The 26,592-nt window shown below is 51.7% G+C and carries 26 protein-coding genes and 3 pseudogenes; 1 reads left to right on the top strand and 28 read right to left on the bottom strand.

Annotated features, from left to right (window positions below; genetic code table 11):
- Window positions 1-280: 280 nt before the first annotated feature.
- Window positions 281-748: an exported pathogenicity island protein gene (locus tag EOS97_RS15150; protein ID WP_000828174.1), complete on the bottom strand. Its 468-nt coding sequence runs from the start codon at window positions 746-748 to the stop codon at window positions 281-283.
- 92 nt (window positions 749-840) lie between these two features.
- Complete coding sequence (locus EOS97_RS26945; RefSeq protein WP_000918611.1) at window positions 841-1,116, bottom strand: hypothetical protein; 276 nt, start codon at window positions 1,114-1,116, stop codon at window positions 841-843.
- Between the two features lie 1,071 nt (window positions 1,117-2,187).
- Here EOS97_RS26945 and EOS97_RS15140 point away from each other — a divergent pair.
- Window positions 2,188-2,433, top strand: a complete 246-nt coding sequence (locus EOS97_RS15140; protein ID WP_000994214.1) for a hypothetical protein — start codon at window positions 2,188-2,190, stop codon at window positions 2,431-2,433.
- 71 nt (window positions 2,434-2,504) lie between these two features.
- Here the strand turns inward: EOS97_RS15140 and EOS97_RS15135 are convergent, their stop codons facing one another.
- The 26 genes and pseudogenes from EOS97_RS15135 to EOS97_RS27225 form a co-directional block, all read right to left on the bottom strand.
- A complete protein-coding gene (locus EOS97_RS15135; protein WP_001805083.1) occupies window positions 2,505-2,930 on the bottom strand; it encodes a hypothetical protein in 426 nt (141 codons plus the stop codon).
- The gene (locus EOS97_RS15130) at window positions 2,905-3,249 is read right to left on the bottom strand and encodes a hypothetical protein (RefSeq protein ID WP_206613216.1); all 345 of its coding nucleotides are present in this window, start codon (window positions 3,247-3,249) and stop codon (window positions 2,905-2,907) included. Before EOS97_RS15130 ends, EOS97_RS15135 begins: the two co-directional genes overlap by 26 nt.
- Before the next feature lies 1 nt (window position 3,250).
- Window positions 3,251-3,948 (bottom strand): IS1-like element IS1B family transposase gene (locus tag EOS97_RS15125; RefSeq protein ID WP_225875205.1). Its coding sequence is split into 2 segments (ribosomal slippage): window positions 3,251-3,699 and window positions 3,699-3,948, totalling 699 coding nucleotides; the frame shifts between segments, so codons are not numbered across the junction.
- A gap of 33 nt (window positions 3,949-3,981) precedes the next feature.
- Window positions 3,982-8,385: an RHS repeat-associated core domain-containing protein gene (locus tag EOS97_RS26790; protein WP_225875204.1), complete on the bottom strand. Its 4,404-nt coding sequence runs from the start codon at window positions 8,383-8,385 to the stop codon at window positions 3,982-3,984.
- A gap of 15 nt (window positions 8,386-8,400) precedes the next feature.
- On the bottom strand, window positions 8,401-8,859 hold the full coding sequence (locus tag EOS97_RS15115; RefSeq protein WP_000186513.1) for a DcrB-related protein: 459 nt from the start codon (window positions 8,857-8,859) through the stop codon (window positions 8,401-8,403).
- A 59-nt stretch (window positions 8,860-8,918) separates the two neighbouring features.
- Window positions 8,919-11,168, bottom strand: a complete 2,250-nt coding sequence (locus EOS97_RS15110; RefSeq protein WP_000011504.1) for a type VI secretion system Vgr family protein — start codon at window positions 11,166-11,168, stop codon at window positions 8,919-8,921.
- Window positions 11,169-11,702: 534 nt separating this feature from the next.
- On the bottom strand, window positions 11,703-11,837 hold the full coding sequence (locus EOS97_RS27385) for a hypothetical protein (protein WP_001518591.1): 135 nt from the start codon (window positions 11,835-11,837) through the stop codon (window positions 11,703-11,705).
- Window positions 11,838-11,872: 35 nt separating this feature from the next.
- Window positions 11,873-12,084: pseudogene (locus EOS97_RS27505) on the bottom strand (hypothetical protein); the annotation flags it as partial.
- Window positions 12,085-12,199: 115 nt separating this feature from the next.
- Entirely contained in the window at window positions 12,200-12,634 is a 435-nt protein-coding gene (locus EOS97_RS15100) for a hypothetical protein (RefSeq protein WP_001804669.1), read from the bottom strand.
- A complete protein-coding gene (locus tag EOS97_RS15095; protein WP_000040883.1) occupies window positions 12,631-13,362 on the bottom strand; it encodes a hypothetical protein in 732 nt (243 codons plus the stop codon). The genes EOS97_RS15100 and EOS97_RS15095 overlap by 4 nt, the downstream gene beginning before the upstream one ends.
- A gap of 49 nt (window positions 13,363-13,411) precedes the next feature.
- Window positions 13,412-13,513, bottom strand: a pseudogene (locus EOS97_RS26940) (cytoplasmic protein); the annotation flags it as partial.
- A gap of 35 nt (window positions 13,514-13,548) precedes the next feature.
- Complete coding sequence (locus tag EOS97_RS15090) at window positions 13,549-14,010, bottom strand: hypothetical protein (RefSeq protein ID WP_023165880.1); 462 nt, start codon at window positions 14,008-14,010, stop codon at window positions 13,549-13,551.
- Window positions 13,995-14,465: a glucosaminidase domain-containing protein gene (locus EOS97_RS15085; protein ID WP_000528843.1), complete on the bottom strand. Its 471-nt coding sequence runs from the start codon at window positions 14,463-14,465 to the stop codon at window positions 13,995-13,997. The genes EOS97_RS15090 and EOS97_RS15085 overlap by 16 nt, the downstream gene beginning before the upstream one ends.
- Window positions 14,466-14,568: 103 nt before the next feature.
- Window positions 14,569-15,042 carry a hypothetical protein gene (locus EOS97_RS15080; RefSeq protein ID WP_000491748.1) on the bottom strand — a complete coding sequence of 158 codons (474 nt, stop codon included), beginning with the start codon at window positions 15,040-15,042 and terminating at the stop codon, window positions 14,569-14,571.
- Complete coding sequence (locus EOS97_RS15075) at window positions 15,027-15,497, bottom strand: glucosaminidase domain-containing protein (RefSeq protein ID WP_000528839.1); 471 nt, start codon at window positions 15,495-15,497, stop codon at window positions 15,027-15,029. Before EOS97_RS15075 ends, EOS97_RS15080 begins: the two co-directional genes overlap by 16 nt.
- Before the next feature lie 42 nt (window positions 15,498-15,539).
- On the bottom strand, window positions 15,540-16,307 hold the full coding sequence (locus EOS97_RS15070; RefSeq protein WP_001254127.1) for a TagF domain-containing protein: 768 nt from the start codon (window positions 16,305-16,307) through the stop codon (window positions 15,540-15,542).
- Window positions 16,307-20,176, bottom strand: a complete 3,870-nt coding sequence (gene tssM, locus EOS97_RS15065) for a type VI secretion system membrane subunit TssM (protein ID WP_001168963.1) — start codon at window positions 20,174-20,176, stop codon at window positions 16,307-16,309. Before tssM ends, EOS97_RS15070 begins: the two co-directional genes overlap by 1 nt.
- A 33-nt stretch (window positions 20,177-20,209) precedes the next feature.
- Window positions 20,210-20,641, bottom strand: a complete 432-nt coding sequence (locus EOS97_RS15060) for a putative Shiga-like toxin A subunit (protein ID WP_023166851.1) — start codon at window positions 20,639-20,641, stop codon at window positions 20,210-20,212.
- 202 nt (window positions 20,642-20,843) lie between these two features.
- Window positions 20,844-21,617, bottom strand: a complete 774-nt coding sequence (locus tag EOS97_RS15055; RefSeq protein WP_023165879.1) for a Rap1a/Tai family immunity protein — start codon at window positions 21,615-21,617, stop codon at window positions 20,844-20,846.
- A gap of 4 nt (window positions 21,618-21,621) precedes the next feature.
- Window positions 21,622-22,926 (bottom strand): type VI secretion system protein TssL, long form, encoded by a 1,305-nt coding sequence (tssL, locus tag EOS97_RS15050; RefSeq protein ID WP_000132481.1) that lies wholly within the window; start codon window positions 22,924-22,926, stop codon window positions 21,622-21,624.
- Window positions 22,923-24,266, bottom strand: a complete 1,344-nt coding sequence (gene tssK / locus EOS97_RS15045; RefSeq protein WP_000118732.1) for a type VI secretion system baseplate subunit TssK — start codon at window positions 24,264-24,266, stop codon at window positions 22,923-22,925. The genes tssL and tssK overlap by 4 nt, the downstream gene beginning before the upstream one ends.
- Before the next feature lie 3 nt (window positions 24,267-24,269).
- Complete coding sequence (tssJ, locus tag EOS97_RS15040) at window positions 24,270-24,806, bottom strand: type VI secretion system lipoprotein TssJ (RefSeq protein WP_001007107.1); 537 nt, start codon at window positions 24,804-24,806, stop codon at window positions 24,270-24,272.
- Between the two features lie 66 nt (window positions 24,807-24,872).
- The gene (locus EOS97_RS15035; RefSeq protein ID WP_000119443.1) at window positions 24,873-25,358 is read right to left on the bottom strand and encodes an Hcp family type VI secretion system effector; all 486 of its coding nucleotides are present in this window, start codon (window positions 25,356-25,358) and stop codon (window positions 24,873-24,875) included.
- Between the two features lie 142 nt (window positions 25,359-25,500).
- Window positions 25,501-25,884, bottom strand: a complete 384-nt coding sequence (locus EOS97_RS15030; protein WP_000379146.1) for a type VI secretion system amidase immunity protein Tai4 — start codon at window positions 25,882-25,884, stop codon at window positions 25,501-25,503.
- A complete protein-coding gene (locus EOS97_RS15025) occupies window positions 25,869-26,354 on the bottom strand; it encodes a type VI secretion system amidase effector protein Tae4 (RefSeq protein WP_001081550.1) in 486 nt (161 codons plus the stop codon). The genes EOS97_RS15030 and EOS97_RS15025 overlap by 16 nt, the downstream gene beginning before the upstream one ends.
- 42 nt (window positions 26,355-26,396) lie before the next feature.
- Window positions 26,397-26,591, bottom strand: a pseudogene (locus EOS97_RS27225) (type VI secretion system lipoprotein TssJ); the annotation flags it as partial.
- Between the last annotated feature and the right edge of the window lies 1 nt (window position 26,592).

Raw genomic sequence — 26,592 nt, 5'->3', positions numbered from 1 at the left:
AAGACGTAAATAAGCATTCACTAATGCAATTATTTTCAACCATTTTTCATCTTAATAACTTGCCAGAATCACCTCTATCAGCACCACAAGTAATAAGGCCAAGAGGATCACTATCTGTAATAGGATTCAGCGGAGAATGATATCGGTTCCATCCCCCTTTCAGCCCTATTGGATCTGCGTAATATACCTTCCCAGTCCCGGATTATAGAACGGTGCTAGTTATAATACAGCCCCAATTCTTCATCGCATTGGGATAGGCTCTAACTGGAGTTATCACACGTTAATGTAATTTAATTACCTCCCCATGTTTCCCCGCATCATCCGTAAACATTGCTTGCAAGCATATTTTTTGTCCATCATTTTTAATATAGTTAAATTCTTCAATTAAAGAATAGTTAATATAGTCCACTCTATAATATAACTCCACGGATTTTGAATTAATGACATTACTATATTGAAGTTTTCGCCCTTTAAATTCACCGAGTATTTTCATTTTAGTTCCCATAACTGTTAAAAAATCTTTTCTCGCAGTGGCATTTTTGAAAGAGTCACATGACAAATCATATATCTCAGCATACTCCCCTTTATTATAAAGAGAAAAAAGCTTATCAACTTCTTCTTTCGCAACGTCTCGAATAGCGCTATCATTTTTAATATTCTCTCTACCTAACCATGTAAAAAATAGAATAACGAACAACACAATCAACACCATAAATAGTAACGATAGAAAAAATCTATTTCTTTTCACTTGAATTCACCTGATAACCAATCATATTCCTTATCCATCAGATCGAAAATCTCCGATAGACACCTCGAATGCCGGGAGCATGTGAGTTCCCCCTAGTCTCCAAATCCGGGTCCCATACTCACACCTTTTGTATATTTATAACTATCATTTTTATTACGAGCATCTGTATAAGCCATTCCCGCAAGAAGTGCCCCCATAAGAATCCCCTCCAGACTCTGATATTCCTGGTGATAAATCAGCATCAGGGGCTGATAGTGTGAATAACAAACCAGCAGAAGTACCTGTACCGCTATGATCACACAATGAATAATACGCACAACCCTCTCTTTCCTTTGGGGTGTGTACTCCGGCTCCAGTTGTCCCGCCATCTGCTCCGGCGTCAGCCTCCCGTAACAGTCATACCGGTACAGTTACTACATATCTTCCGTGATGCGGTTATCCGCCTATAATGATTTCCCAGCTTTTATTCAACGAATGATTAATAATTTCATGTACAGTCTCTTATATTCTTTACTCAGAGTTATCAGCCTATCCCCCAAAATAAATCACATATTATCTTGATTATTTTTTTAAGATTATCTCTAAACATCCCTCTTTTCGATAAAGTGGCATATAATACCCATATTATCGCGATTATACTTCCAATAATAAAGATCAACATGGATATTTTATTAATCATATTCATCAAACATCAATGTCCCTATCTTTTTGATGAAATTCATTGGAGAATCCATCATGTTATGGAGTTTCTCTTTACACACATCGCTAATTGATGGCTTACCTGGGCGTCAAACTGTTCGCTATAAGGGAATACATCTAATAAATTTCTCCAGCACCTATCCTTGTCGGTTTCATTAAGTGATTCTGATAATCATAAATTTGCCCTGTTATATGAAGCAGTTGCTAATTTGATATTCCCCCCATGCCAGAGAGACATTGCCCACTGGAGACAATATAATAAATCCATCAGCAGCAATACCTATCCCGAGTTTGGTTACCCCACTTGTGTGCAATCTTGCAGAATTAGCCGTATTTAAACTAGCCGTTAACATTTTTGCCGGATTAAATGGAAGATTATCCAGACTATTATTAGTCTCATCTATCATGCGACTACATAATTCACATGTAAACAATCCCAGCGGATCTGTATCTGTGACGGGATTCAACGGATAGTGGTAAGGATTTAATCCCCCTTTCAGCCCTGTCGGGCCTGACTGACGAACCTGCCACACTCCGGTGCATAATATCTGAACAGATTTTAATGCAGGCCCGTTTCATCGTCAAAATACGGCCCCGGCAGCCGGTTGCTCATCACCGCCCGGTGCTGGCCGGGGAGAGGGAGGCGCGGTGCCATGATGTCGCGCCCATACTCGCTCACCCTAAGCTCCACAATCAGCCAGCATCCGGCGGAGAATTAAGAATTTATTTAGTCAGCAAATATGAATGCCTCCGGCGCCAGCGTCCGCCACATCAACAGCGAAACCTGCATGACCGCCTGTTACTCACAAATCCCCAGCGGCGACAGCCAGGAAGAAGCGGGATTTGAGACCGGGCGCAGCGTGACCGTGAAGGTTTCGGAAGGATGCCTGACCATCATCGCTGACAATAACGAGGTGCAGGAGTTGCGGGAACAGCTTTATCAAGCTAAACAGGTAGTTAAAGGGGTGAAGGAAGTGCTTGTTTAGTGGATTGAACGAGAGCTAAATAATAAAAAAGCCGGGAAGATTTAATTTCTTTCCCGGCTTTATTTAACTAATTATCTAATTTCCCATTTAATAGAACTATCTAAAGAAGTTAGCGGGCAACTTAGAAAATTCTTACTTCCTATGAAAGCTAGGTTATATCTCATAATATTCTTTCTGCCATAATACAATGAGTAATTTTTCCCAGAAAACTTCATTAAATTGCTAAAGTCCTTTGGAGGAATATAATACCCATTTTGAGAATCCAATACTTCATGCATATCTTGTATTACAATTCTGCAAATATTCAAAAGTTTATTAGGAAAAAGAGGTGATGAATGAACAGTATCAGTCTCGATAATAATAATCAACTCATCATCATCATAAGTTGTGAGATTAACACTAAGCTCTTGTCCCTCAAAAGACCAATGATTTAAGGTTGCTTCAGCACAAAGCGATAAAAGTAATTTATTATCACTCGAAAAATTTTTCAAAGTCATCCCACTGCCCTCGATTAATAATTTTATCCCTCAGGAAGAGATGCCCTTTCTCACCATTAATATTTACATTCAGATGAGGGAATGTCGATTTCCCCACACCTTGCCCCCAATCTCCATGCCCCCAATAAACAGAGTCACCAGCTTTATTCTGCCAACCTATCCACTTACCATTAGAGTCATATATTCTGGTTTTTCCTAAACCTAGCTGATTAGCGGCCCAATTTTTTGCATCATTCATATTATTGAAAAGAGTATCAACCTTAGTAGTCCCTTTTTTAGTTGTGAGTCTTTCTATTTCGACCCCAGGTAATGACTCCAACTTATTGATAGTGTTTTATGTTCAGATAATGCCCGATGACTTTGCCATGCAGCTCCACCGATTTTGAGAACGACAGCGACTTCCGTCCCAGCCGTGCCAGGTGCTGCCTCAGATTCAGGTTATGCCGCTCAATTCGCTGCGTATATCGCTTGCTGATTACGTGCAGCTTTCCCTTCAGGCGGGATTCATACAGCGGCCAGCCATCCGTCATCCATATCACCACGTCAAAGGGTGACAGCAGGCTCATAAGACGCCCCAGCGTCGCCATAGTGCGTTCACCGAATACGTGCGCAACAACCGTCTTCCGGAGCCTGTCATACGCGTAAAACAGCCAGCGCTGGCGCGATTTAGCCCCGACGTATCCCCACTGTTCGTCCATTTCCGCGCAGACGATGACGTCACTGCCCGGCTGTATGCGCGAGGTTACCGACTGCGGCCTGAGTTTTTTAAATGGCGGAAAATCGTGTTGAGGCCAACGCCCATAATGCGGGCGGTTGCCCGGCATCCAACGCCATTCATGGCCATATCAATGATTTTCTGGTGCGTACCGGGTTGAGAAGCGGTGTAAGTGAACTGCAGTTGCCATGTTTTACGGCAGTGAGAGCAGAGATAGCGCTGATGTCCGGCGGTGCTTTTGCCGTTACGCACCACCCCGTCAGTAGCTGAACAGGAGGGACAGCTGATAGAAACAGAAGCCACTGGAGCACCTCAAAAACACCATCATACACTAAATCAGTAAGTTGGCAGCATCACCTCGACCCCATTCTTTCCTAGATCTTTATTTTTTAAACTACCACATTTAAGACCCAACGGATCGAGCCAGCTTAACGGATTCGGCGCATACTGATAAAGATTAATGCCCCCCGCCAGCCCTATCGGATCGCCCGATATAAACTTCCCGATATCCGGATCATAAAATCTGTACAAATTGTAATGCAGCCCCGTTTCCCTGTCCAGATACTGCCCCTGGAAACGCAGGTTCTGCTGTACGGGCCGGGTTTCTTTTTCATGCGTCAGGTTCCCCCATACCTGATAGCCCGCTTCCCAGACAATATTGCCCCCGCCGTCCGTCATCTCCTCCGGCGCGCCGTTTACGTCCGTATGGTAATACAGCACCTCATCCGCTTCGCCCGGCGCCGCCCTGTCCACCCGCGCCAGCGGCTCGTGGCTCCCCTGGTCGCTGTAGATATACAGGCTGCTGCTTCTTCCCAGCCTGCACTCCTGCGCCAGCCGCATTCCGTCCCATAAAAACGTCGTCCGGTTATACGGCTTTCCTTCCGCGTCCAGTTCGTGCTTCTCCACCCGCCTGCCCGGCGCGTCGTACACGTACCCGTAACGCCGTACGGTGCTCCCCCGGATGACCGCCACTTCCGTCAGCCGGTGCTCCGCGTCCCAGCGGTAGTGCTGCGTGCCGTTGCGGCCCCGCTTTTCCACCACCCGGCCATATTCATCGTAACGGTAATGCAGCCCACGGTATGACGTTATCCGGTTGAACGGCACCACGCTGCCTGCACCCGCCTGCGCGGTCTCTCCCTGCCGCCTGTCCAGCAGGTTCGCCGCCGCGTCATACTGCCAGCTGTCCAGGTATGCCTCATTCCGGCACGCCGTGATGCGCCCCGTCGTGTCGTAAAAATAATCCGTCACCCCCTGCCGGCTGTGCCGCTTTTTCAGCAGCTCGTCCTGGCCGCTGTACGCATATTCCCGGTCAATAAACGTCTCCGGCACCACACCGCGCATTCCTTTACAGGTCAGTTTCCGCGTTAACCGACCCGTCCGGTCGTACATCCGCCGCGTGTCCAGCCGCCCCTGGCTCCGCTGCACCTCACGGTGCAGGTGGTCGCGCGTGAACTCGCTGATGACATCACGCCCCAGGTTGATTTGCTGGAGATGGCCGCTCCCGTAGTACAGGTACCGCAGCGTCCGCCCGTCCGGCATCTGCGTTTCTGTGCGGTTGCCCTGAACATCGTACCGGTGCTGTAGCACGCCCTGCGCCGTCTCCTCGCTCAGCAGGTTACCCGCACTGTCGTAGCTGAACCGGATAACTTCCGGCTCTCCGCCTTCCGCCGCATCATGCCGCCTGCGGCGGATTTCCAGCAGACGGTCCGCCGCGTCGTACCGGTATTTCGTGCGCGTCTCCGGCGTGATTTTCGCCGTCAGCCTCCCCGCCGCATCACGCTCCAGACCGTGGCGGATTTCGCCCCCGCGCTCCCCGCCGTATATCACTGCCGTCACCGCATTCAGCGCGTTATACCCGTATACCCGGCGGCTGCCGCCGGGGTCCGTCTGTTCCGTCACCCGGTCCAGAACATCGTACCGGAACCGGTAGCTTTCCCCGTTCTCGTTCGTGAGCGTGGTCAGCCGCCCGTAAGCGTCGTACTCATACGCCGTTCTGCGACCCGTCGCATCCGTCTGCCTGCGCACCCGCCCCTGGCCGTCCCGCTGCCAGCGTGTTATCTGCCCTGCCGGGCTGGTGTATTTCACCAGCCGTCCCGCCGCATCCGGCTGGTAACGCTCCGTACGCCCGTCCGCGAACATGACCTCCGTCAGATGTCCGTTGCCGTCATAGCTGTAACGCGTACTGTTACTCTCCGCGTCCGTCACCCTTTCCAGCCGCGTGCGTTCATCATAAAACCATGCCGTCTGCGAGCCAGAACAGTCCGTGTGGCGCATAAGCTGCCCGTCTTCGTTCCACTGCAGGTATTTATCTCCGCCCCGCGCGTCGGTTATCCGCACCACCTGGCCGTGCCGGTCATACCCGTATACCGTGCGCTGGTGCAGCGGGTCGATGACCGCCTGCAGGTTGCCCCGCTCATCATACTCATAACGCCACGCCGCCCCCGCGGCATCCACCTCCGTTTCCGGCTGGTGCCACACCGGATGCCACTGCGTCTGCTCAACCCGGCCCAGCGGGTCATGCGTCTCCGTCAGGTGGCCGAGACGGTCATAGACATAACGCCATTTGCCGCCCTGCGCGTCCGTCATCCCCAGCAGTAACCGCTCTTCATCGCTCCAGCGGAAAGTGGTCATCTGCCCGGCCTCGTCCCGGTACGCCGTCACCAGGCCCTGCGCATCCCACCAGTGGCAGCGCGTACGCCCCAGACTATCCGTCACGCACAGCGAACGTTCTGCCAGATTCCAGTCCAGACGGTACTGCTCGCCGCTGTCCGTATGATGGCCCGTCACCCGCCACGCCGCATCGTCCGGGCCTTCAAACCACGCCCAGGTGTAGTAATACCGTTCGCCGCCCGGCTCCCGGTGCATCGTCATGCAGTCGTTGTCGTCGTACGCAAACTCGCGCTGATACTGACCTGCGTTGTCCACTACCCCGTTCAGCCGCCCCGCCTCATCGTAGCGGTAACGCCGCAGCAGCTCCGGCTCCCCTTCCGGGTAATGGCGGAAGATGCGCGTCACGCGCTGCGGGTGCGCTGCCAGCTCATAGTGCAGCCGGATGCAGGGGCGCTGCCGATCGCCGCTGATTTCCAGCAGACGCCCGTGGTTGTCGTAGGTCAGGTGCTGGCAGTTACTGTTGCGGTCGCCCAGCATTTTCAGCCGCCGACGCTGTGGGCTGAACGGGTCCGCTTCAAACAGCCTGTACACGCCGTCATCACTGCTGATAAGCCAGTGGCCCTGTTCGCTGCGCCGCACTGCCAGCCCCTCGCCGGGGCTGTAAAAACCACTCCCCGGCTCCACCGCCTGCAGGTCAATTCGCCGTCCCATCGGGGCCACATACGTCATGCAGTTTTCATCCGGGTTGTCCGGCGTACGCTCCAGGCACACTTCATACAGCACGCTCCAGCCCCGCCCGAACATCCCCTCCGTCCGTTCATCACGGCTGCTGTAGGTCCGCTGCCACTCCAGCGGGAAGTGGCCGGGCAGACTGAAATCAACGTCATCATCGCCTGCCAGGTACTTGGCTCCGGTGGCGGCGTTTACCGGGCGGTTCAGCGCACTCCCCGCCTTCTGAACCATCATGTTAATGCCCAATCCCATCATAAAGCAGGCACTTTTAGCTGACGCCCGTCCGGGCTGCATGAACGTCAGCGCAATGGTGGTCACCAAGGTTATTTGTGACTTACCGCTTTTGATATCCCGTACCACCAGAAGCGGCCCGCCGATACGTACATCACCGGATACATGTACGCCGTTCTCAGGCTCATCCACCACTTTTGCCTCGCAGGTACAGCGTACCCCGCTGCGCGCCGCAGGCTGGCTGTTGATACGCACATCCCGCGTCCCTTCGGCGATATATTCTGCTGCGGGCGGCTCATCGTCGCCTTTGAACAGGTTCGACACGCTGCCGATAAGCGCGCTTGCCGCCTGAAAACCGGTTTCCAGCACATCGAAAGTGTTCATCGCCCCCAGTACCGTCCCCACCGGGTCATCCGTCAGCGCCTGCAGTTTCTGCGCCATAAACTGGGTGAATGAAGAGGGATGTTTGTGGCAGTCGATTTTATCATCCTGTTTCGGGTCAGACCCCGGATATGCCGTTGCCACCGTGGGCTGCCACATCTCTGAAATAAAGTGGCCCGTGTCGGAAAGCATATCGCCCGCCTCCGCCAGAGCATCATTTCCCAGCGAGGCCCATCCTTCCGCTGATCCCATCCGGCTCACCACGGAAACGACGCCCTTAGCCATATTCTCTGCCCGGCCTTTTACTGCATCCAGATATTCCCCAGCCACATCCCACATTGATTTGGCGTCCTGCCTGCGTTTTTCTTCTTCTGCCTCTGCCTGCGCCTGCGCATCCAGGGTTTCTACATCATGGCGTGATAATGCCGTTGCCGCCGCCCGCGCCGCCCGTTTGCTGTTAATCCGGGTGTCGCCTGAGCCGGTCAGGATATATCCCTCAATTTTCGGCGGAAAAAGGCTGTTGGCTATGTCTTCACAGGCTTTACTGATTTTCTCCCCGGCGCCACTCAGCAACATCGTCGCGCCGACCACGGTCCCCACAAGTAATACGGCGCTGCATCCCAGCGTTGCCACCGTAGCCCCCGTCGCCAGCGCCACAACAGCCAGTGCCGCAAAATCAATAACCGCATTGATGGCGAATTCCAGCGCACTGCCCACCAGATCTGCCAGAAAGGACGTATGCAGCAGCGCGTCGCCTTCCCTTGCCGCCCAGAATGCTTCTCCCATACCACACTCCCTGTGTTATTGTCCGGTTGCCGTGTTTTCCGGGTCCAACCTGAAACGCAGATTCTTTTTGATATCCGCCCAGCGCCCCCTATCCGCTTCGGTTAACGCTGTTGAGCGGGCATAGGTCAGGGCCATCATTACCCGGCTGCTCTGTAGCACAAATACCGCCTGGTACTGATATACATGCTCATTACCCCGGATGAACTGACTCTGTATTTCCAGCCCTTCCATTTTCCCGTCAATACCCAGCCGGACAACCTGTGCTGGCGTATAACGCAGTTCCTTAACCTGCTTTTCCAGTTTTTTCATCTGTTGTTCAACCTGGGACGCCAGTTCATCACCGTCCTGCATTTTGCCGCGGCTGATAATCAGCGCCGCATCCGGATCGCTCAGGCGGATCATATTGAGGGTGCTGTCCTGGGATATATTACCGGAGAAACTCAAGATGGCTTCGTTGATATAATAGTTCGTCATGATTATATAAAATCCTTTTTGGTCTGAAAGTGTTGATAAGTCCGGCACTAAAATAAAAACTATTCTTTGGGTGGGAAAGTTTCCTTAATTACTGCTGCCATTGCTGTTTTTTCTGACTCACCAAATGTTCCCACTTTGGGTTCTCTTTTATCCATATTTAAATCCAGCTGCCCTTTTATAGTATTAATCTGACCATCGGCATCTGTTGCAGTAATATTGAACGTTTTACAGGTTACGTAAAATTCCCCCTTACTGCTCATGTACAGAACGGTGTCACCACAACTCAGGGTAATAGAATCACCCGCTGCCAGATATAATTCTTTTACCGTCTGAATGGTTTTATTTCCTCCGGCCAGAGAGGTATCGTCATACTGAACTTTATGATCGCGGACAGCGCCAATAGTGGCTATTTCTGACTGATCAATGACCTTAACCCGATTATTCCCCACCCAGTGACTTTCATTATTATTAACTTCAATACGCTGATCTTTTTCAGCATGTAGCCAGACCTCTTCACTACCGGGTTTATCTTCAAAACGCAGGGCGTTGGCATTGGTCGGTCCGCCGCCGATAGTGTGGCTGTATATCCCGCTCTGTGTTGCCGCGCCCGGCAGTCCCCACGGCGGCATGGTGTCCTGGTTGTAGGTACGCCCCACGATGATCGGCAGATCCGGATCGCCGTTTTTGAAATCCACCAGCACTTCCTGGCCGATACGCGGGATCTGGATCATCCCGAAGCCTTTGCCCGCCCACGGGTAGCTGACGCGTATCCAGCAGGAGCTGTTTTCATCCATTTTGCCGTAGCGATCCCAGCCAAACTGTACCTTTACCCGCCCGTACTGATCCGTCCAGATTTCCTGGCCCGACGGGCCGGTGACGATGGCGCTCTGCGGCCCTTTGGTGTGGGGTTTGCTCACCGTCCGCTGCGGGCGGAACACCTCACGGGTCGGGTGCAGTTCAAAACGGGTGGAAAAGGTAAAGTGCTGGTCCTGCCCACTGTGCTGCGCGTTGTCCTGCACAAACAGCAAGGTCTGCATCAGCAGGTATTCCTGATTGACTTCGGCAGTGGGATAGTTTTCCAGCGTGAAGGTATAACCAGTCATGAGTGTGCGGATATTCCCTCCCCCCAGCACCCGACTGCCGGGGCTGCGCTGCGCTTCCATACGAATGCGCGTCAGCATCTCGCCTTCACTCTTGTCGAAGTAGTCTCCCGGCCACTCATAATGCTCGTAGGTGGCATGACCGGTTTCACGCGGGTTTGCCACTGTGTTTGCCAGCCGCGAGCGTGGTTTTTTAAAGTCAAAATCGTCCAGCACCCACTGTCCGGTGCGCAGTCGCTCACTGGCTGTAATGGTGTGGATAAACTCCTTATCCAGCTTCAGCCCTTCCTGGTGCCACTCGACCAGCGGCGAGTCCGGACATGCTTTGTGGGCGCTGATGGCATCCGCCAGCACCAGCGTGTGGCTGTCCTCGCTGTGCTCAAACCACCAGTAGATGCCCCACTCCTGCATCAGTCGCTGAAGAAAATCAAAATCAGTTTCACCGTACTGCACCTGCCAGGTGCGTACCGGGTAGCTTTCCACCAGCCGCTTTTCCACCGGGTAGGGGTATTCCGCCAGCACCTCATCCAGAATATCCACCACGGTTTTATTCTGGAATGCTTTGTAGTCGCTGGTATGGGTCAGCAGTTTTACCCACGGCTCCATACGCAGCTCATAGGTAACCGAACGCCCTTCATGGCCCACCACCCGCGCCGCCGTGACCAGCCCGCTGATATGTCGTTTACCGCCACCATCCAGTTCGATGTTGACGCACAGATCTTTGCCCACCATCGGTTTGAGCGGCAGGTTGGCCGCCGGGGAGACATAGCCCAGATTCAGGGTGTCGGGCGTTTTTAGCTGTACAATGTAGGTAAACAGGCTGCCAAGTTTCTCCGAACCATTTATACCAGCAAAAAGCAGCATCTGCGGCGGCACAGCGCTACCGCTTACCGTGACGTTGTGCGCTCCCGGCCCACCGGCAGCAAGCGACGCCGCCGCATCCTGGGCAGCACTAACTATATCCGATATCCCTGCCGCCGCTGCGGCGGCCTGCGCTGCGGTTACTGCCGCTTTCACCAGCCCTGACGGCTCCGGCAGCGCACCAAACAGCTCCGCCGCTGCCTGTTCTGCCATCTGTTCGGCTGCGTCAGCAACACCGGTTGCGACTGAACCTGTGCTCATATCGCCACTTTCGCCAGTTATTGGCGGCGTGGTGATGACGGGTCCACCATTTCCAGCTGATTTATTACCCGTAGATACAAAACTCATGATATTTACTCCTTAAATATCGGATTAAAATACAGAACCAGGTGGCCAGAAAACATAAGATATAACTATCACTCTCCGTCTTTGTAATGAAGTCAGCATGTCAGTTTTAGATCATCTTTCAGGTGCCAGAACATTTCTTTAATGGGAATATTTTTATATTCAGGATGTTTTGAAGGATAAATCTGCTCTATTCCCCTGTAGTAAATACCAACAAATTTATGTCGGGGTTTTATAAATCAATGCTCAGGATGACCATATTCACCCACAAGAATGTTTTCACTGCCGTCTTTTTTCACCTCATTCCCGTTGTCGTAATATTCAAAATTTAGAGGTAATTAAGAAGTGTACGCAATACATATCGATGCCATACTCCACACCATAAAAAATAACAAAATTGCACCTCATCACTTCAAACCCGAAAAAAAAGTGGCATATCCAGCATGATGTCGTCATAAGTATCATATGCCCACCGAATAGCCTCATCACGAAGATTGTCCATATTCACCTTCGTATATTGCTATATTTGTTTCCACTCTACACATTTAGCGTCATATTTTTTATCCCCAGACGCAGCGCATCACATACCGTCCCTTGTTGTTCTGCTGCCAGTAGCATCCTGGCCACAGTAACGCGCGCCAGCGTCTTACCTGGCCGGGTCGACCACGGCAAATTATTTATCCTGTTTTCGTCCTTCCTTATGCCGCCCCGTCCAGTTCAATGCTGACACATAGGTCTTTACTCACCATAGATTTGAGTGGCAAGTTCGCGGCGGAGGAGATACGGTCGAGATTCAGATTGTCCGGGAGTTTTTAGCTGTACGGTATAAGTAAATTACTGAGCACTACCGGCAACAGAACCTGCTGTAGTTCCAATATTTTTACCGGTTATCGGCGGCGTGATTGTCGTCACCCCCCATACCGGATTTATTGTTCCTTTAATGCTAAATTTAAGCGCAGCATCCGGCAACCGAGAAATACCCCCCGCTGAAACAGATATATTTAAAAATGAGAGCCCCCCATTTTTACAGTAAACTAGAATACAGCGCCGGGTGGCCAAAAAATATAGGAGAACACTCGCCACTGCTCGTCCTTATAATGAAACCAACATGTCAAGTTCAAATCATCATGGAGATGCCAGAACATTTCTTTAATCGGTACATTGCTATATCTGGGATCCGTTGACCTATAGGTTTTTTCCAGCCCAATATAATACTCCCCAACAAACATATAGCGAGGTCTGACAAATTCATGTTCAGGCCTGCCATATTTTTCAACAAAAGAAGCATCAACCCCTCCGTTTTGTATATTATTTTTTTCATAATATTGAGTTACCTGTTCATCTTTTTTTGTTACATTTACCAGATCATATTTCATACCATTTATCGCAGTGACAGAGGGTTGAGGGTGGGGATTAAACATTACGCCATGCATCAGAAAATGAATGAGCAGAATACATGTTTGTATCATTTACCTACACTCAAAACTGTAAAGTAAGTATCAGGAATTATTACATTCAGAAATGTGTTAACATGTTCCAGGTAACGACTTCGAAGCTCCATTCCAATATTCATTAATGCGGCAGCATCCGATCTATATGCCGTTGTTGCTTTACCTGATTTATCCAGAGCATACTCATCGTCATGATAACCAATCATATGTCCAATTTCATGAGGTACGTTTATCTGGTTAGAGCAAACTGTCTGGGCTGGATCAAGACATTTCCGCACTGCGACCACATCTTCGGAGTCAATATGGAGGATACGAGAACCCCAGATAACATAAGTCCTTACATCATCCCCTGGTCTCACTTTCAATGCAGTCACATCCCAGTGCTCGCCATGATTGACAGGGATCATCTGTATATCAAATGGCAGAGGCTTCCCCTGAAACTTCCTGGCGAAATCTGAACTTCCTGAAACAGAAAAAAATATTTTACCATTCCATTCGGAACAAACTGTCGTATAAACATTAATGATAAACAATGATTTTTCTATAAACGTCCAGTCGTCCTTCACATCGCTATTTTTAACCCATGTATATTTACATTTTAACAATAATGAAATAGCTCCCGTTTCACTATTTATGACAAATTCACCTCTATCACCATAATCGTTTTTGATAAACTCCCCGTCTATCTTTGTTCTGGAAAAATATTCAGCCAATGGGCTATGAGGGTCAAACTGTAACTTACTCATTCGATTTCCTTAGGGATCCCCGAAGCATATCGCATTGATGCCATACCTTTTATCTTCGGACATCACCTGAATTATCAACTTCCGTGATGAGCCGCAGCGCATCCATATACCGCCCTTCACTGTTCTGCTGCCAGAACCAGCCTTGCCCTGGCAGGTAACGTATGCCCGGTAGATCCAACTATCCCGCTATTCATCTGTACAGCCCAGCCCCCGGCGCTGTACCACTTCACTGGCAAATGTCGCGCCAGTTTTTTTCATTATTTCTTGTTGTATTTTTTGCAACTGCGGAAATATAATTCTCTCACATTTATTTATTTCCCATATATCACCAGTTTGAGAACTTACTGAAAACAGCCCCCAATAATCTATTGCTCCGACAGTCGATGTATCATAGCCAAGGCTAAAATCATAATATCCCGGATGGGGAGGATTTCCGTGTTTATCCTGCAAATCACCGTCAACAAAAACGCCATCCAGCGATAAATCATATTTTTGATATTTAAGTGCAATAATGAGTAGTTTTTCTGCCTGTGCTTTCGTCATTCCACCGCGATTTATATCTGACAAATTAAATTCAGATACAACCACTTGGGCATTACAGAACTCAGATATAAAGAGAAAAAAAACAAGCATTATTTTACGGGGCATGCTATTCTCCGTCCGACCATAATAATTATTCCAGCAGTTATCCTGGCGTAATTATCCGTACCACCAGTAATATGAGATCCTGAATTAAACCCAGCAGCTACCAGAGCTTCAGAGAAGGCCAGAGCATCTTTTTTCCCCCGAACAGCGTCACCATACTTGACAGCAAAAGATCGTGCACAAACTGAAAACGAAGAAAAAATAGCCACCCAAGTTTTGTTACTATCCTTTGGATGAACCCGACCTGACTGAAATGATGCAGGAGCCTGGAGAGAAAAGTAATTATTATATTCCCTGGCAATACGACCTGTACCATATTGACTTTCGGCAGCAGCAAGACCCAGTATATTCTCTACCGGTACATCAAGCTCTTTTGCAATTATCTCACAAACCTTCATGTGCTCCTGGACAAATCTTACCGCGCCCACGTTATTACACGCTTTATCATAATTACCCATTTCTTCATTCCTTAGCAGGTGTTTTTAAAACCACCATGCTCATTATTTCTCCGCCAGCCTTGCCCTGACAAGTAACGTATGCCCGATAGCTCCAACTACCCCGCTATTCATCTGTACAGCCCAGCCCCCGGCGCTGTACCACTTCACTGGCAAATGTCGCGCCAGTTTTTTTCATTATTTCTTGTTGTATTTTTTGTAGCGCCGGAAATGATATTCTCTCACATGAATATTCTTCCCAGATATCTCCTGTTTTCGGACTGACGGAGAATAATCCCCAGATATCCGTAGCACCGGCAGAAGGAGAGTCATAGCCCACACCAAAGCTATAATATCCAGAATGAAATGGTTTACCCTGATCATTTTTTAAGGCCTCGTCCATAAAAACGCCAGGCAATGTAATATTATATTTTTTATTTTTTAATGATAAAACCAATAATGCCTGAGCCTGTGTCTCGGTAAGCCCTTCCTGATTTAATTTAGTCAAATCAAACACCGGGATATTTGATACAAGAACCTGGGCATAACTGCTCACGGATAAAATAGTAAACAAAAGCAATGACACTATTTTACTGAACATGCCATTCTCCGCTTAACCATACCAATCATAGCCACCAGTTCACTGGCGTATCCGGTATGCCCTCCATTACTACTTTTACCTGAATTAAATCGTGACTCAATCAATGCTTGTGCAAATTGTTTAGGGTCCTTTATCTTTCTGACTGCACTACCAAACCTGATGGCGAATGATTTCGCGCAATTTAAAAAAGACGTATAGGTGGCAACCCACACGTCGTGACTTCCCTGAGGATGAACTTTACTCAACTGCAATGGTGCCGGACCATGCATTGAAAAAAAATTATTATATTCAGTTGCAATCCTTCCCTGCCCATAACGACTTTCCTTTGCTGCAACCGCCAGTATAAATTCCACTGGCACTTCAAGTTGATTAGCGATTATCTCACAATCATTCTTATATTTTTGAATAAACCTTACCGCCTCTGTGTTATTACACGCTTTATCATAATTACCCATTTCTTCATTCCTTAGCAGGTGTTTTTAAACCCACCATGTTCATTATTTCTCCGCCAGTCGCAGCGCATCCACATACCGCCCTTCACTGTTCTGCTGCCAGAACCAGCCTTGCCCCGGTGTTGCCTGCCCCAGCGTCTTACCCGGCCAGCCCGGCCACGGCAGATAACGCACGCCCGGCAGTTCTACTACCGGTGCTTCATCCGGCAGCCCGGTCAGTTCCCGGCTGCGCTGCGATGTTCGTCGTAACCCGCGCAGCCACTGCGCCCACCACGGCCCCGGCTGCCACATCGCCCATAGCTGGTCCACCTGCTCCGTCAGCCGCCCGCGCCGCATCGTGTCCGGCGTGATATGCTGCGCCGCCAGCCTCGCCAGCCAGTACAGCCAGCCCTGCGTCTCCTGCAAACTCTCGTCCAGCCACTCCCGACCGCAGCGCTGGTAAATCACCAGCGGCCACGGGCGTCCCACGCTATCCCGTGACGCCATCAGCACTCCGGTCAGCCAGTCAGTCGTCCCACCCATCGGCAAAAATCCCGGCGACATCACAAAGCTCCACGGCAGCGGATGGTGTTCCGGCGCGGGCATATCATGTTCGCCACGCGGCGACAGGTGCATCCAGCCGTCACGCTCTTCATCGGTCGTCTGGCCTTCCGGCAACACGATATGCCGCCCGCTGCCCACCCATGTCTGGCGGTTCAGCCAGTCCTGCCATATTCGTCCCTCTTCAGCGCCCACCCGCCAGCGCACATAGTCGCGCTGGTCCGGCAGCCTGCCGAACATCGCCGGGGCTGATACCACCGCTGGCCGGCGCATTACAACGCCCTCGCCGGACAACTGAAGTTCTGCAATAGCTCCCGGCTGACCGGGTTAAAATCCCGCCCGGCGGTGATTTCCAGCACCACCCGGCGACCGTCAAAATCATATTCCACCAGTTGACGCCCCCGCACCGCCGTTTCCTGTACCATTCCGGCGTCCAGCAGATGAAACAGCGCCCACGGCCCGCCGGTCAGTAGCGTTGAGGTGTCCTGGCGAATACGCGGGCTGGCGGTGATTTCCGCCATCGAGCCGTTGCGCGGTCCCGGCCACGTCACTTTCAGGGGCCGGTCCGGACCATGGGCGTAGCGCAGCACCTGGCCGTCGATATCAATCACCAGTTCCGTGATGGCCGGGTCCATATCCACCACGCTAATCTGCATCGACCAGGAAAATTTTTTCCCGCCCTCGCTGTTAAAAAACACGCTGCGGATCTGCTTCGCCTGCTGAAACGGCGTCAGATCCGGCCCCTGCAATGTCATGTTGCCTTCGGTTGGTTTGTAGCGCCACGGGTCGCTGGCGGTGTCCGCCAGCGGAGCCAGTTGTTTGCTCCAGAAAGCATCCAGTACGCCGCCGCTGGCGAAGATGCGGTTAAAGTCCTCGGCGCTGACCTCCTGCGGACTGTCGGCGAACGGATAGCGCCCGTCGATGGCGTCACGGCAGTCGTCGCCCATCATCGCCTCCATCTGGGTGTTCAGCACGTCGCCGGTCCCGGCGTTGATTTTGCGCGTTCCCTGCTTCGTCAGATCCAGCAGGATGTTTTTCAGCGGCGCAGGCAGTTTCGCCGCCTCCAGTTGCAACTTGTCTGCGGCAGTAATGCGCGCTGGCAACGTCCCCGCCGCCAGCGCGCTATCAGCAATGGTCAGTTGGGTGTAATACTCGTTGAGCATGGTCAGCAGCGAAGCGATCTGCATCGTCCCACCGCCGCTCTGTCCGCCGTCCGTCCGCCCGGCAATGACCTCGCGCAGCGCGGCGAAACGGTCATCCACCAGCGTTTTTTCCAGCCGTTCTTCCGGGTGAATATCCTGGAACAGTTTTGCCGTCTGTACCACTTTCCCCGCGTTACCGGACGCGCGCTGCGCCAGCTGTTTCTGTCTGGCCTGCGGGTCCGGCGGCGGCACCAGCGTGGTCTGCTCCACCACCGCTTTTCCCAGCCGCATCAGCGGTGAGTCCGGCGATGCCAGGGTGCGCAGCACCTGTAAATCATAGGCCAGGCCGGAACTGCCCTCTTCCCCGGCACTGTTGATACTATGGATACTGTCCAGAAAATCCTGCCAGCGGCGGGCATATTCTGTCAGGTACAAACGGCGGACTTCGCGGGCGACAGACTGCTCCTGCCCCGGTATCTGGCTGCGCAGGCTGTCAGTCAGCTTTTTTGGCGTACTCTCCCGGCCCATCACCCAGCCATCGTTCTCCGTCGCCGCCGCCACAAATTCCGGTAATCGTTTGTCGAACAGCTCCCGGTAACCTTCACGGGTAAAAATACCCGGCACGCCCCGATCCAGCGGCGCGCCGTTGCTACGCACAAACACCGTTCCCGCATCCGCGCCCACAGCGCGTACCAGCGTGAACTCCTGCGGCGCTTCGCTCTCCATTGCCGCCAGCGCCCGCGCATAGATACGCTCGGTACTGGTGTGACCGTCGAGGAATGCCCGCGCCTGGCGGATCAGCGCCTCATCTTTCTCATACGGTGAATGCACCACCCGGCTGCCGTCAAACAGCGCTTCGATATGCGTCAGCACGGCGGCGCGCCCGCCGAACCCGGCCACGCTGTCGCTGTTCCCCAGATCGTTAATCACCCACGACTGGATCTCCGCCGCGTTGTATTTATCTTCGTGATCTTTATCCAGATTCAGTAGCAGATAGATGCGCAGGGCATCGTAGGCCGCTTTACTGTCCTGACGGGCAATGGCGTCCGCCAGCACATACTCCATCCGTTTCACCAGCGGCGGCAGCAGCAGTTGATCCAGCAGGCGGTTGTACAGCGACGCCACGCTGTCGGTTACCGGCGGTACGCTGTACAGGCCGTAGCGCCAGGTCAGCGGCGGCGCGTCCGGGTCCAGTTCCGGCCAGGCGGACAGTTCCCTTGCGCTATCCAGCAGTGCCGGGACGGGAGCCATCGCCGGTTTACCGGTGTAGGCTTTCACTTCACCGTCCAGCCGGGTCGCGCGGGCGCTGATTTCATTCATATAGTCGCCGTTGGTCTGCTGGCTGGTCTGCATCCCCTGCCACAACAGGAATGCCAGCACCAGTACCAGCAGGTGCCCGCCGAGGCGCAGCAGGCGGTAACGCCAGGCCCACTGGAGGTTTGGCTCCACCAGGTGCGCTTCACGGAAAATAAACTGTGTTAGCAGATCATGCAGAAAGTAGCTGCGGTTGCCGTCCGGCAGAGCGTGTGGGAGAGAGGCGGAGGATTCGCCACGGGCGGTTTTTATCGCCCGGACAAAGCGCTGCCAGATACTCAACTGGTCGGCCACGGCGTCGGCCTGCGCCTGCGCGGCGCTGGTGAAAAACACCCCGCGCAGCGTGTTATTCAGTTGCGTGGCATCGAATTTTGAATCGAGGAAGATCTGTTCAATAGCCTCCAGCAACGGCTCGCCGAGGGCGGCGAACTCACGCGGGAAGGTATACAGCCGCTGGCGGCTTTTAAGGTCGTACTCTTCCTGTAACCGGGTATCCAGTCCCTGATCCAGCCGCAGCGTCAGGCGCGCCAGCTCCTGCGCGCAGGCGGCATGCAGCGCCTGCGGGTCGCCCGTTTTTCGCCTGCGGCTGTACGGCAACGTAAAGCCCCAGATTTGTGCGCGAAGATGGCTGGTCAGCGTGCGAAAATACTCGCTGAACCCCGGCAACAAATCCATTTTGGTGACCACCAGATAGACCGGAAAGCGAATCCCCAGGGTCTCGCGCAGTTCTGCCAGTCGCGCCCGCAGAGCGGCGCAGGCCGCCAGGCGTTCCGCCGGTGACTGTGCGGTTAAATCCGCCACGTTTAGCGTCAGGATCACGCCGTTAAGCGGCGCGCCGGGGCGATGTTTACGCAGCAGACCGAGAAAGCCCTGCCACTCTCCGGCGTTACGCTGCGCGGCGCTCGCTTCACCACCGTCATCGTGGCGGGCGTAGCGTCCGGCGGTATCAATCAACACCGCTTCGTTGGTAAACCACCAGTCGCAGTGTAGCGTGCCGCCACCCGGCACTGTCAGGATACGCGAGGTCTGCTCCATTTGCTCCGCCAGCGGGAACTGCAATCCGGTGTTCAGCAGGGCCGTGGTTTTGCCATCGCCGGGACTGCCGACCACCATGAACCACGGCAGCTCATACAGAAAGCGTTTACCCTCGAAGATTTTACGCCAGCCAGGCATATCCACCCGCAGCTGCCGCAGCTGCCGGATGGCCTGCGTGACAATATGGTTGACGGTGCGCAGGTCGGCTTTGATCTCGCCTGCCACCGGTACCTCTTCCCCGCGCGGATGCAGGAAGCGACGCAGCAGTTGTTCATCCATACGCAGCGCACGCCACAGCCGGTACAGGCCGTACAGCGCGTACATCAGCAGGATGAAACCAATTAATGTCAGGCGGACCCACAGCGGCGCAAACGGATGGACATCGCCCAGGGCCAGCAGCGGTGTGACGAAGCCAATCGCCAGGCACAGGACACTGATGCCGATGATACTCATCGACCAGTTGACCAGCCACAGTACCAGCAGCATCAGCAACAGGGCAATGGTCACTACCCGGCTACCCACGGAGGCCAGCGGGCGCAGGGTATCAAATGACACCAGCGGCCCGACAAACCAGACCAGCAGCGCCAGAACCAGAACGCCCACAACTGCCAGCGCGCGCCGGGAAAAAAGCAGACTAAGAAATTTTTGCATTATATTTCGACTCGCCACCCAATAATCAATATTTTAAAATTCCCTGGATAAAGTAATATAACCATTAAATCTTACAGAACACTCATCAGCATTCATGAAGCTGGATGCAATGAAAATATCTTTTTCTTTATCTTTGTTAATATAGGTATATTTTGCCACGATAGATTTAACCTGATTTTCATAGTAACTATCGAAATAGGATTTTTTATCTAATATTGCCACTTTATTTTTGGCCTTATCTTTTTCATAATCCATCCTGGCCAGAGATTCTGCATAGACCTTAGATACAGGCGAGATATCAAGAATCTCTACCTTTGTTTTATCCTTTATAATAGTAGCGACATCTATATTCAGGTCATTTTTTATGGCATCAAATAATGATGACTCCATTGATGCTCCAACCGTAGCACACCCATAATCGTGCGCATAAGAAATGGCAGGAATACCCACCAACAGACAGACCATTATCTTAAACATATCAATCCCTTACTACCAAGACTTTACCACCAAGACTTTATCTGAACTGGCAGCGATAACATTATCACAGGGTATACCTGTCACATTTCAGGCTACATGTGCGCTGGCTTTACTCTCTTACCCCAGTCACGAACCAATGTATGCTCCCGGGGATTTATTTCCTTGCCGCCTTGATGCAACTTGAATGATTTTATATCTTACAGGGGTACTCTATTAATTTATTTATGATAAGTTCAGCCGCGCGAGAATTCAGTTCCTCATTGGTTTTATTTTTAAGAGAAACATAGACTAATTCATTTAATGTTAGCGTCTTAAATAAAGCGTATCCACACCACAGTTTGTTCTCTGTCGCATCCTCCACGCCGAGCAGATAGACACCCGCCCTGAGTTTATCCCGTTGATTACCAGACACCCAAAATTTAAAAAAGTCATTACCTGAAAGATTAAGCGCATCCGGAGTCAGGGATAAAATGGGAGATGACCGGGAAGCAATTTTTATGGAGGAGTCTGTCCTCTGACAGGGAAAATTTTTAACTAATGCTTCCTCTATTAGTATTGAAGCCCTTACATCAGGCTTTTTCACTGCGTGCTGTTCAAACCAGGTCAGCACAGTATGGTTTATTGTTATACTGTCAACCTGACCATATCCACACCAGGCTTTACTTTCTGTAGCATCCGCCACCCCCAGCATATACATCAGAGCATTGTCTTTTTTCTGTACGTTGTCAGTGGCATAAAATTTCAGGAAATCCCGAGTACTGAGGTTGACATTATCGGGGGAAATGAATCCTGCGTTAATCGGGGATCCGGCAAAAGCGCCACCGGATAACAGGCAACATAAGATGATCAAAAAAACACGAACAGATCGTGTTATGTGATATGTCGCTGAGATCCGATAATAATCCCCCGTCACGCCACATACTGCCGAATGATGAGACACATCATAGGTTGATTTTTTCATCATTCATTCACTCCACTACCAGAATTTCCACCCGACGGTTTTTCGCCCGCCCGGCTTTACTGCCGTTATCCGCCACCGGCACCGTATCGCCCTTGCCGACGATATGTACCCGTTCGGCAGGTACGCCGCCGGAGGTCAGTAACGCCGCAACTTCCGCCGCCCGTTTTTCCGACAGCACCAGGTTGGATGGGAATTCAGCCGAATGAATGGGCTGGCTGTCAGTGTGACCCGTTACAGTGACTGCGCCGCCCACGCGGGCGATTTCCCGCGCCGCTTTGTTAATCACTGGCCGGATTGCGTCACTCACCGTTTTCTGTCCCGGTACAAACATGGCGTCGCCACGGAAGACCACCCTACTGTGCTGGTCATCTTCGTCCACGGTCAGCAGGCCACGGGCGATTTCGTTTGCCAGCAGGATTTTCAGCCGCAGCTTATGAACCGGCACGGGCGGCGGCGGCAGTTTTATACCAATCGCATCAATATGCTGTTGTACGGTGACGGTCTGCACATCCATCCGGTGGCTGTAAAGGCCAAACAGCGTCAGCATCGCCAACAGAGCAATCCCGGCGCTCAGCCAGACCGGCACCCGGCGCATCCGCCGCAGTCGTCCGCTTATCGCCCCCTGAAAGTCAGGCGAGAGCGCGGGCATAACCGGATCGCGACGCTGTGAAAGCTGTGTCAGCAATTGCTGACGAATATTGTCCAGTTGCTTACGCCCGTCTGGCTGCACGCTGTAGCGGCCTTCAAATCCCAACCCCAGCAGGTGGTAGATAACCTCCAGTACGTTGCCATGCTCCTGGAAGCTGGCCGCCAGACGCCCGATGATCTGGAAAAGTTTTATCCCGCCTTCGCTTTCACCATGAAATGTTACCAGCAGGCTTTTTCCGGCCCAGACGCCGCGCCGTCCCCAGGTTGTGTTATTGGCGGCTTCATCAAGCGCCGTACACAGGCAGTAACGTACCGCCAGTACGTGCTCGCGCCGCAGATTCGCCTGATCGCATAATGTCTGGTACAGATGCATCTCGCGTACCAACAGATTACGGTAAGGCTCTACCAGGGCCGCATCCAGTTTAGCGGGCATGGCTGCGAGAGCGCACAATAAAGGCCGGGCAGCGGCGAGCAACGGGTTAGCCGCCGCGCTGATTTCAGCCAGCCGAAGTTTGCTGTCCGGACCGTCTTCAACGATGACATTGAGTTCCGTGCGCTGGCTGGTGTGTACCGGCGTTTCATATTCACTGTCCTTATGCTCCGGCGTGGTGGACAAAAAGGACATCATGTCCGCCGCTGGCGGCGTCAGGGTACTGTCTGTCATTTATCGCGCACTCCCCACAGTTCTGTCTCCAGCCCCGGAAATTCCCCGGCGGTATGCATGGCCATCCCGCCGTAACGGGCAATGTGTTCCCACAATGCTCCCTCGCGGCGGATGTCGTAATAGATGTATCCGGCCTGAAACGGGATTTGGCGCGGTGGTACAGGCAGAACCTGCAAAGCCAGCCCCGGCAGATGCGAGCGGATCAGTTCCGGCAGGCGATCGGATGGCCCGATTTTGGTCTGGGCGGCAAAATGTTGCAGTAGCACATCGGTCGGCATTGAAGCCTTTATCGCCAGTACCAGCGTGCTGAAATCGGCAAGATCGGAAGGGGCCACCACCGCATTCAGGATGCCGTAAGTCCCCTCTTTCAGCTCGATGCGCTGCGCGCCCCGGATCAGTACCGCATTCAGCAGGAACTGCACCTCATCAACCAGCGATTTCAACCCGGCATAGGGCGTCAGGTGTTTGTACTCTTTGTATTCAGCGGGCCGTCGCGTTTGTGGACGCACATAGGTGGAGAGTTCCCCGGCCAGTTCGGACAGGTAGCGATACAACACTTCCGGGGCCAGCGGGGTTTTCGCCAGGTGAGTCAGCAGCGGCTCAAAGCGATTGAGAATTTGCAGCAGCAGGTAATCGGAGACCTCCGCTGCTTCATGGCCGTGGTTGTCGCTGCCGGTCAACCGTTCCGCCAGCGAATCGGCCCGCATTCGGATGAGATCGTTGATCCACGACAGCCAGGTACACATCAGTGAACTGGCCTGATAATTAATGATGGGCGGGATCAGGTCGTGGTCGATATCTATCCGCCCGTCAGGGTTTAGCCCGGTGATGCGGGTCAGCGGCAGGCCAATCCAGGCGCCCGTCACCGCTTTTTCCGGCAGCAGCCGCAGGCGCAGGTGACTGAGCTGTAATAACTGCGCGCCACGTCCCAGCGAGTTGGCGTCGCGGATGTCGTGTTCATGTACCGAGAAACGCGCCAGTGATTCCGGGTTATTGTCAAACGTGGTTTCTTCGCTGTTCGGCGCGCGTACCGGTACCGCCAGACAAATCTGCTGGTTCAGGTGCTCCGGCAGGATGGTCAGCGGCGGCGGCAGCGGGGTGTGGTCCGGTGCGTTAAACGGCGTGCCGTCAGGAAAAATCCCTGATGCCTCTTTCAGTATCAGTTTACCGATGTTCAGCGCTTCGCCATCAATATTGTAGTGGCTGAATCCCCAGAAAAAGGGGGTCAGCGGCAGGCTGCGGTAATGCATGACGTGTTCCAGATAACGCTCTTGCTGCTGAAACATCTGCGGCAGTAAAAATTGTCCTTCACTCCAGACTACGCGGTCATTCCAGCTCATAATTCATTTATCCCGTTCCGTAATTACAATGGCGCTTTGTTCCAGTTCCGCCTCCAACTGCACTTTTCCTTTCCCCGGTATGAGGCTGCTGTACCAGGCTTTTTCCGGGGCTTCCGGGATTTTATAGGTTACCCGCCAGACCGATTTGGCCAGGTTACGGTATCCGGCCAGTACGCCGATTGCCGTGGTCTGCGCATTCAGCGGGCGACGCAGTTTTTTCTCTTCGCCGGGACGCAAAATAAAGCTGTCGCGACGCACTAAATCGTCGGTAAGGACGGATTTGTCGTTGTCATGGAGCGACCAGTAATCAGCTGTCGTGAAAGCGGCGTCATTTTTTAGTTCATAAACACGTATCTCAATGGGCGCGGCCTTCTTCTGATTGTCAGGATTCACCTTATCGGAGGCTTTCACGCTCAGGTCGAGTCGCTGTGATTCGAGGTCAGGTAACGCATCGCTACTGCCGCATCCGGAAAGCAGGAGCAGTGCAAAAGGCATAGCTACCGCACATAACCACCGAGTGGGGTTACGCCATTCATTCACTGTAAATTCCTTTAAAATCAAAATAATAAATCCGGCCAGATATAAATCTGGCCGGAAAAACAGCCGTTAAATTTCTTTGTTGGCCTTGAAGTCGTAGCCTGCGGTGATGGTGCCGCCGCTGCCACCCTGCTGGTTCTGCACCACGTATTCCTGCTTCACGGTGCTGAAGGAGAGTTCAATTGATTCGCGAGACGCAATTTCCCCTCCCTGGCTTCCGCTGGGCGATACCATTGCAATAATCAGATCTGTGAAAGTGTACTTGAGGTACTCCAGCGGATTGCCGCCAGCCTTACGCATAACCAGAATGGCCTGCGGAATGTGCTTACCGGAAGAGCAGTATTTGAACAGGTTCGGGCTGGCGCGATCGATGTAATGTTCAAATGAAAGATTAGTGACGGAGACCTTACCGGAACCGAGACCGCTACCGGCGTGCATGGTGGATTCCTGATGAATATTCCAGCGCCAGCTCAGTACTTCAATTTCATTTTTGTGTTTGTCATCCATTGACTCGCCGTCAATGCCGTCAATTTTCAGAAAAATGTCATAAGACATATCTACTATCCTTTTAACTACCTAAATTAAGCCCTGATTTATCTGCTTTATTAGGTGAACAGATTAACTATTCCTGTACAGCTCTTTCTTACCCATAAATTCATCAGAGCAAGAGAACGTATGCTTTTAATATCTTTGAATTTTACTTCTCGACACGCCTTTTAATTAATTCATTTAATTCCCTGTCATGGATAAAATCTATGCACTTCATGGTATTAAAATCTGATGATATCGAACCGTTATATTTCAACCCTGAATATTTTTTCGCAATCTCATCAATTTCATGGTAAATCTCCACAGATTGTTTACCATATTCAAGGTAAGCACTGGCCGTAGCTCTGGCATCGTTTTTAACGACATCATCTTTGTATACTAATGCCAGACAATGACTCAGCGCCCAATTTTTTAAGAGTTCCGACTGTGAATATTGTGTGGTCAATGCTTCTTGTGCAAAGGATGGCTGCCATACCAGCATTCCACTTATGCTGAAAGTAACTAATATTAACCATTTCACGGCAGTATCCACAGAGTCCCAACTTCAGGAACAAATGGTCCATTATCTGGGTCATTTAATAAGTGGCACTGATCTGAACAGATACTGCCATTCCATAATGTAACGTGTCCTCTGGCATTGCTCCAGCCATGCCCTTTTACTACGATAATTCCTTTCTTCCCGATAAAGTCACTCTGTTTCGGATTATTAACAATAAGATCAGGCTTGCCCATAGTATGAGTAAGATAATCAATCATATCATTCACGCGATAAATATAGAATTTATTATCGGCACCACTAACCTTTGCATACGGAGAGTTACGGGCTATTGGGAACCCTGTCGCATTCAAAACATAGCTCATTCGAATAGGGCAGGCATTTTGAAAATAACCACCAGTTATATTTTTCCCAACGTTTCCACCAATAATGCTACCCACATCAGCGACGGAATGATTCACCTTCCTAAAAGCTAACCACGCTTCATTGAATGAAGGTCTGTTCATTTTGCTTAACCTCTAAAAATTCTGTGTAGGTCATTAATTCTCAACACGTATCTTCATGGACGCCGCTTTCTTCTGATTGTCAGAATTCACCTTGTAAAACGCTTTCACGCTCAGGCCAGGCCGCTGCGATTAGGGGTCAGGTAGCGAATCGCTACTGCCGCATCCGGAAAGCAGGAGCAGTGCAAAAGGCATAGCTACCGCACATAACCACCCAGTGGGGTTACGCCATTTATTCACT

It is taken from the genome of Salmonella sp. SSDFZ54 (genome assembly GCF_004010735.1).
Taxonomy (GTDB): Bacteria; Pseudomonadota; Gammaproteobacteria; order Enterobacterales; family Enterobacteriaceae; genus Salmonella; species Salmonella enterica.
The sequence above is the reverse complement of the archived record's forward strand: the minus strand, read 5'-3'. Positions and strand labels throughout refer to the sequence as shown.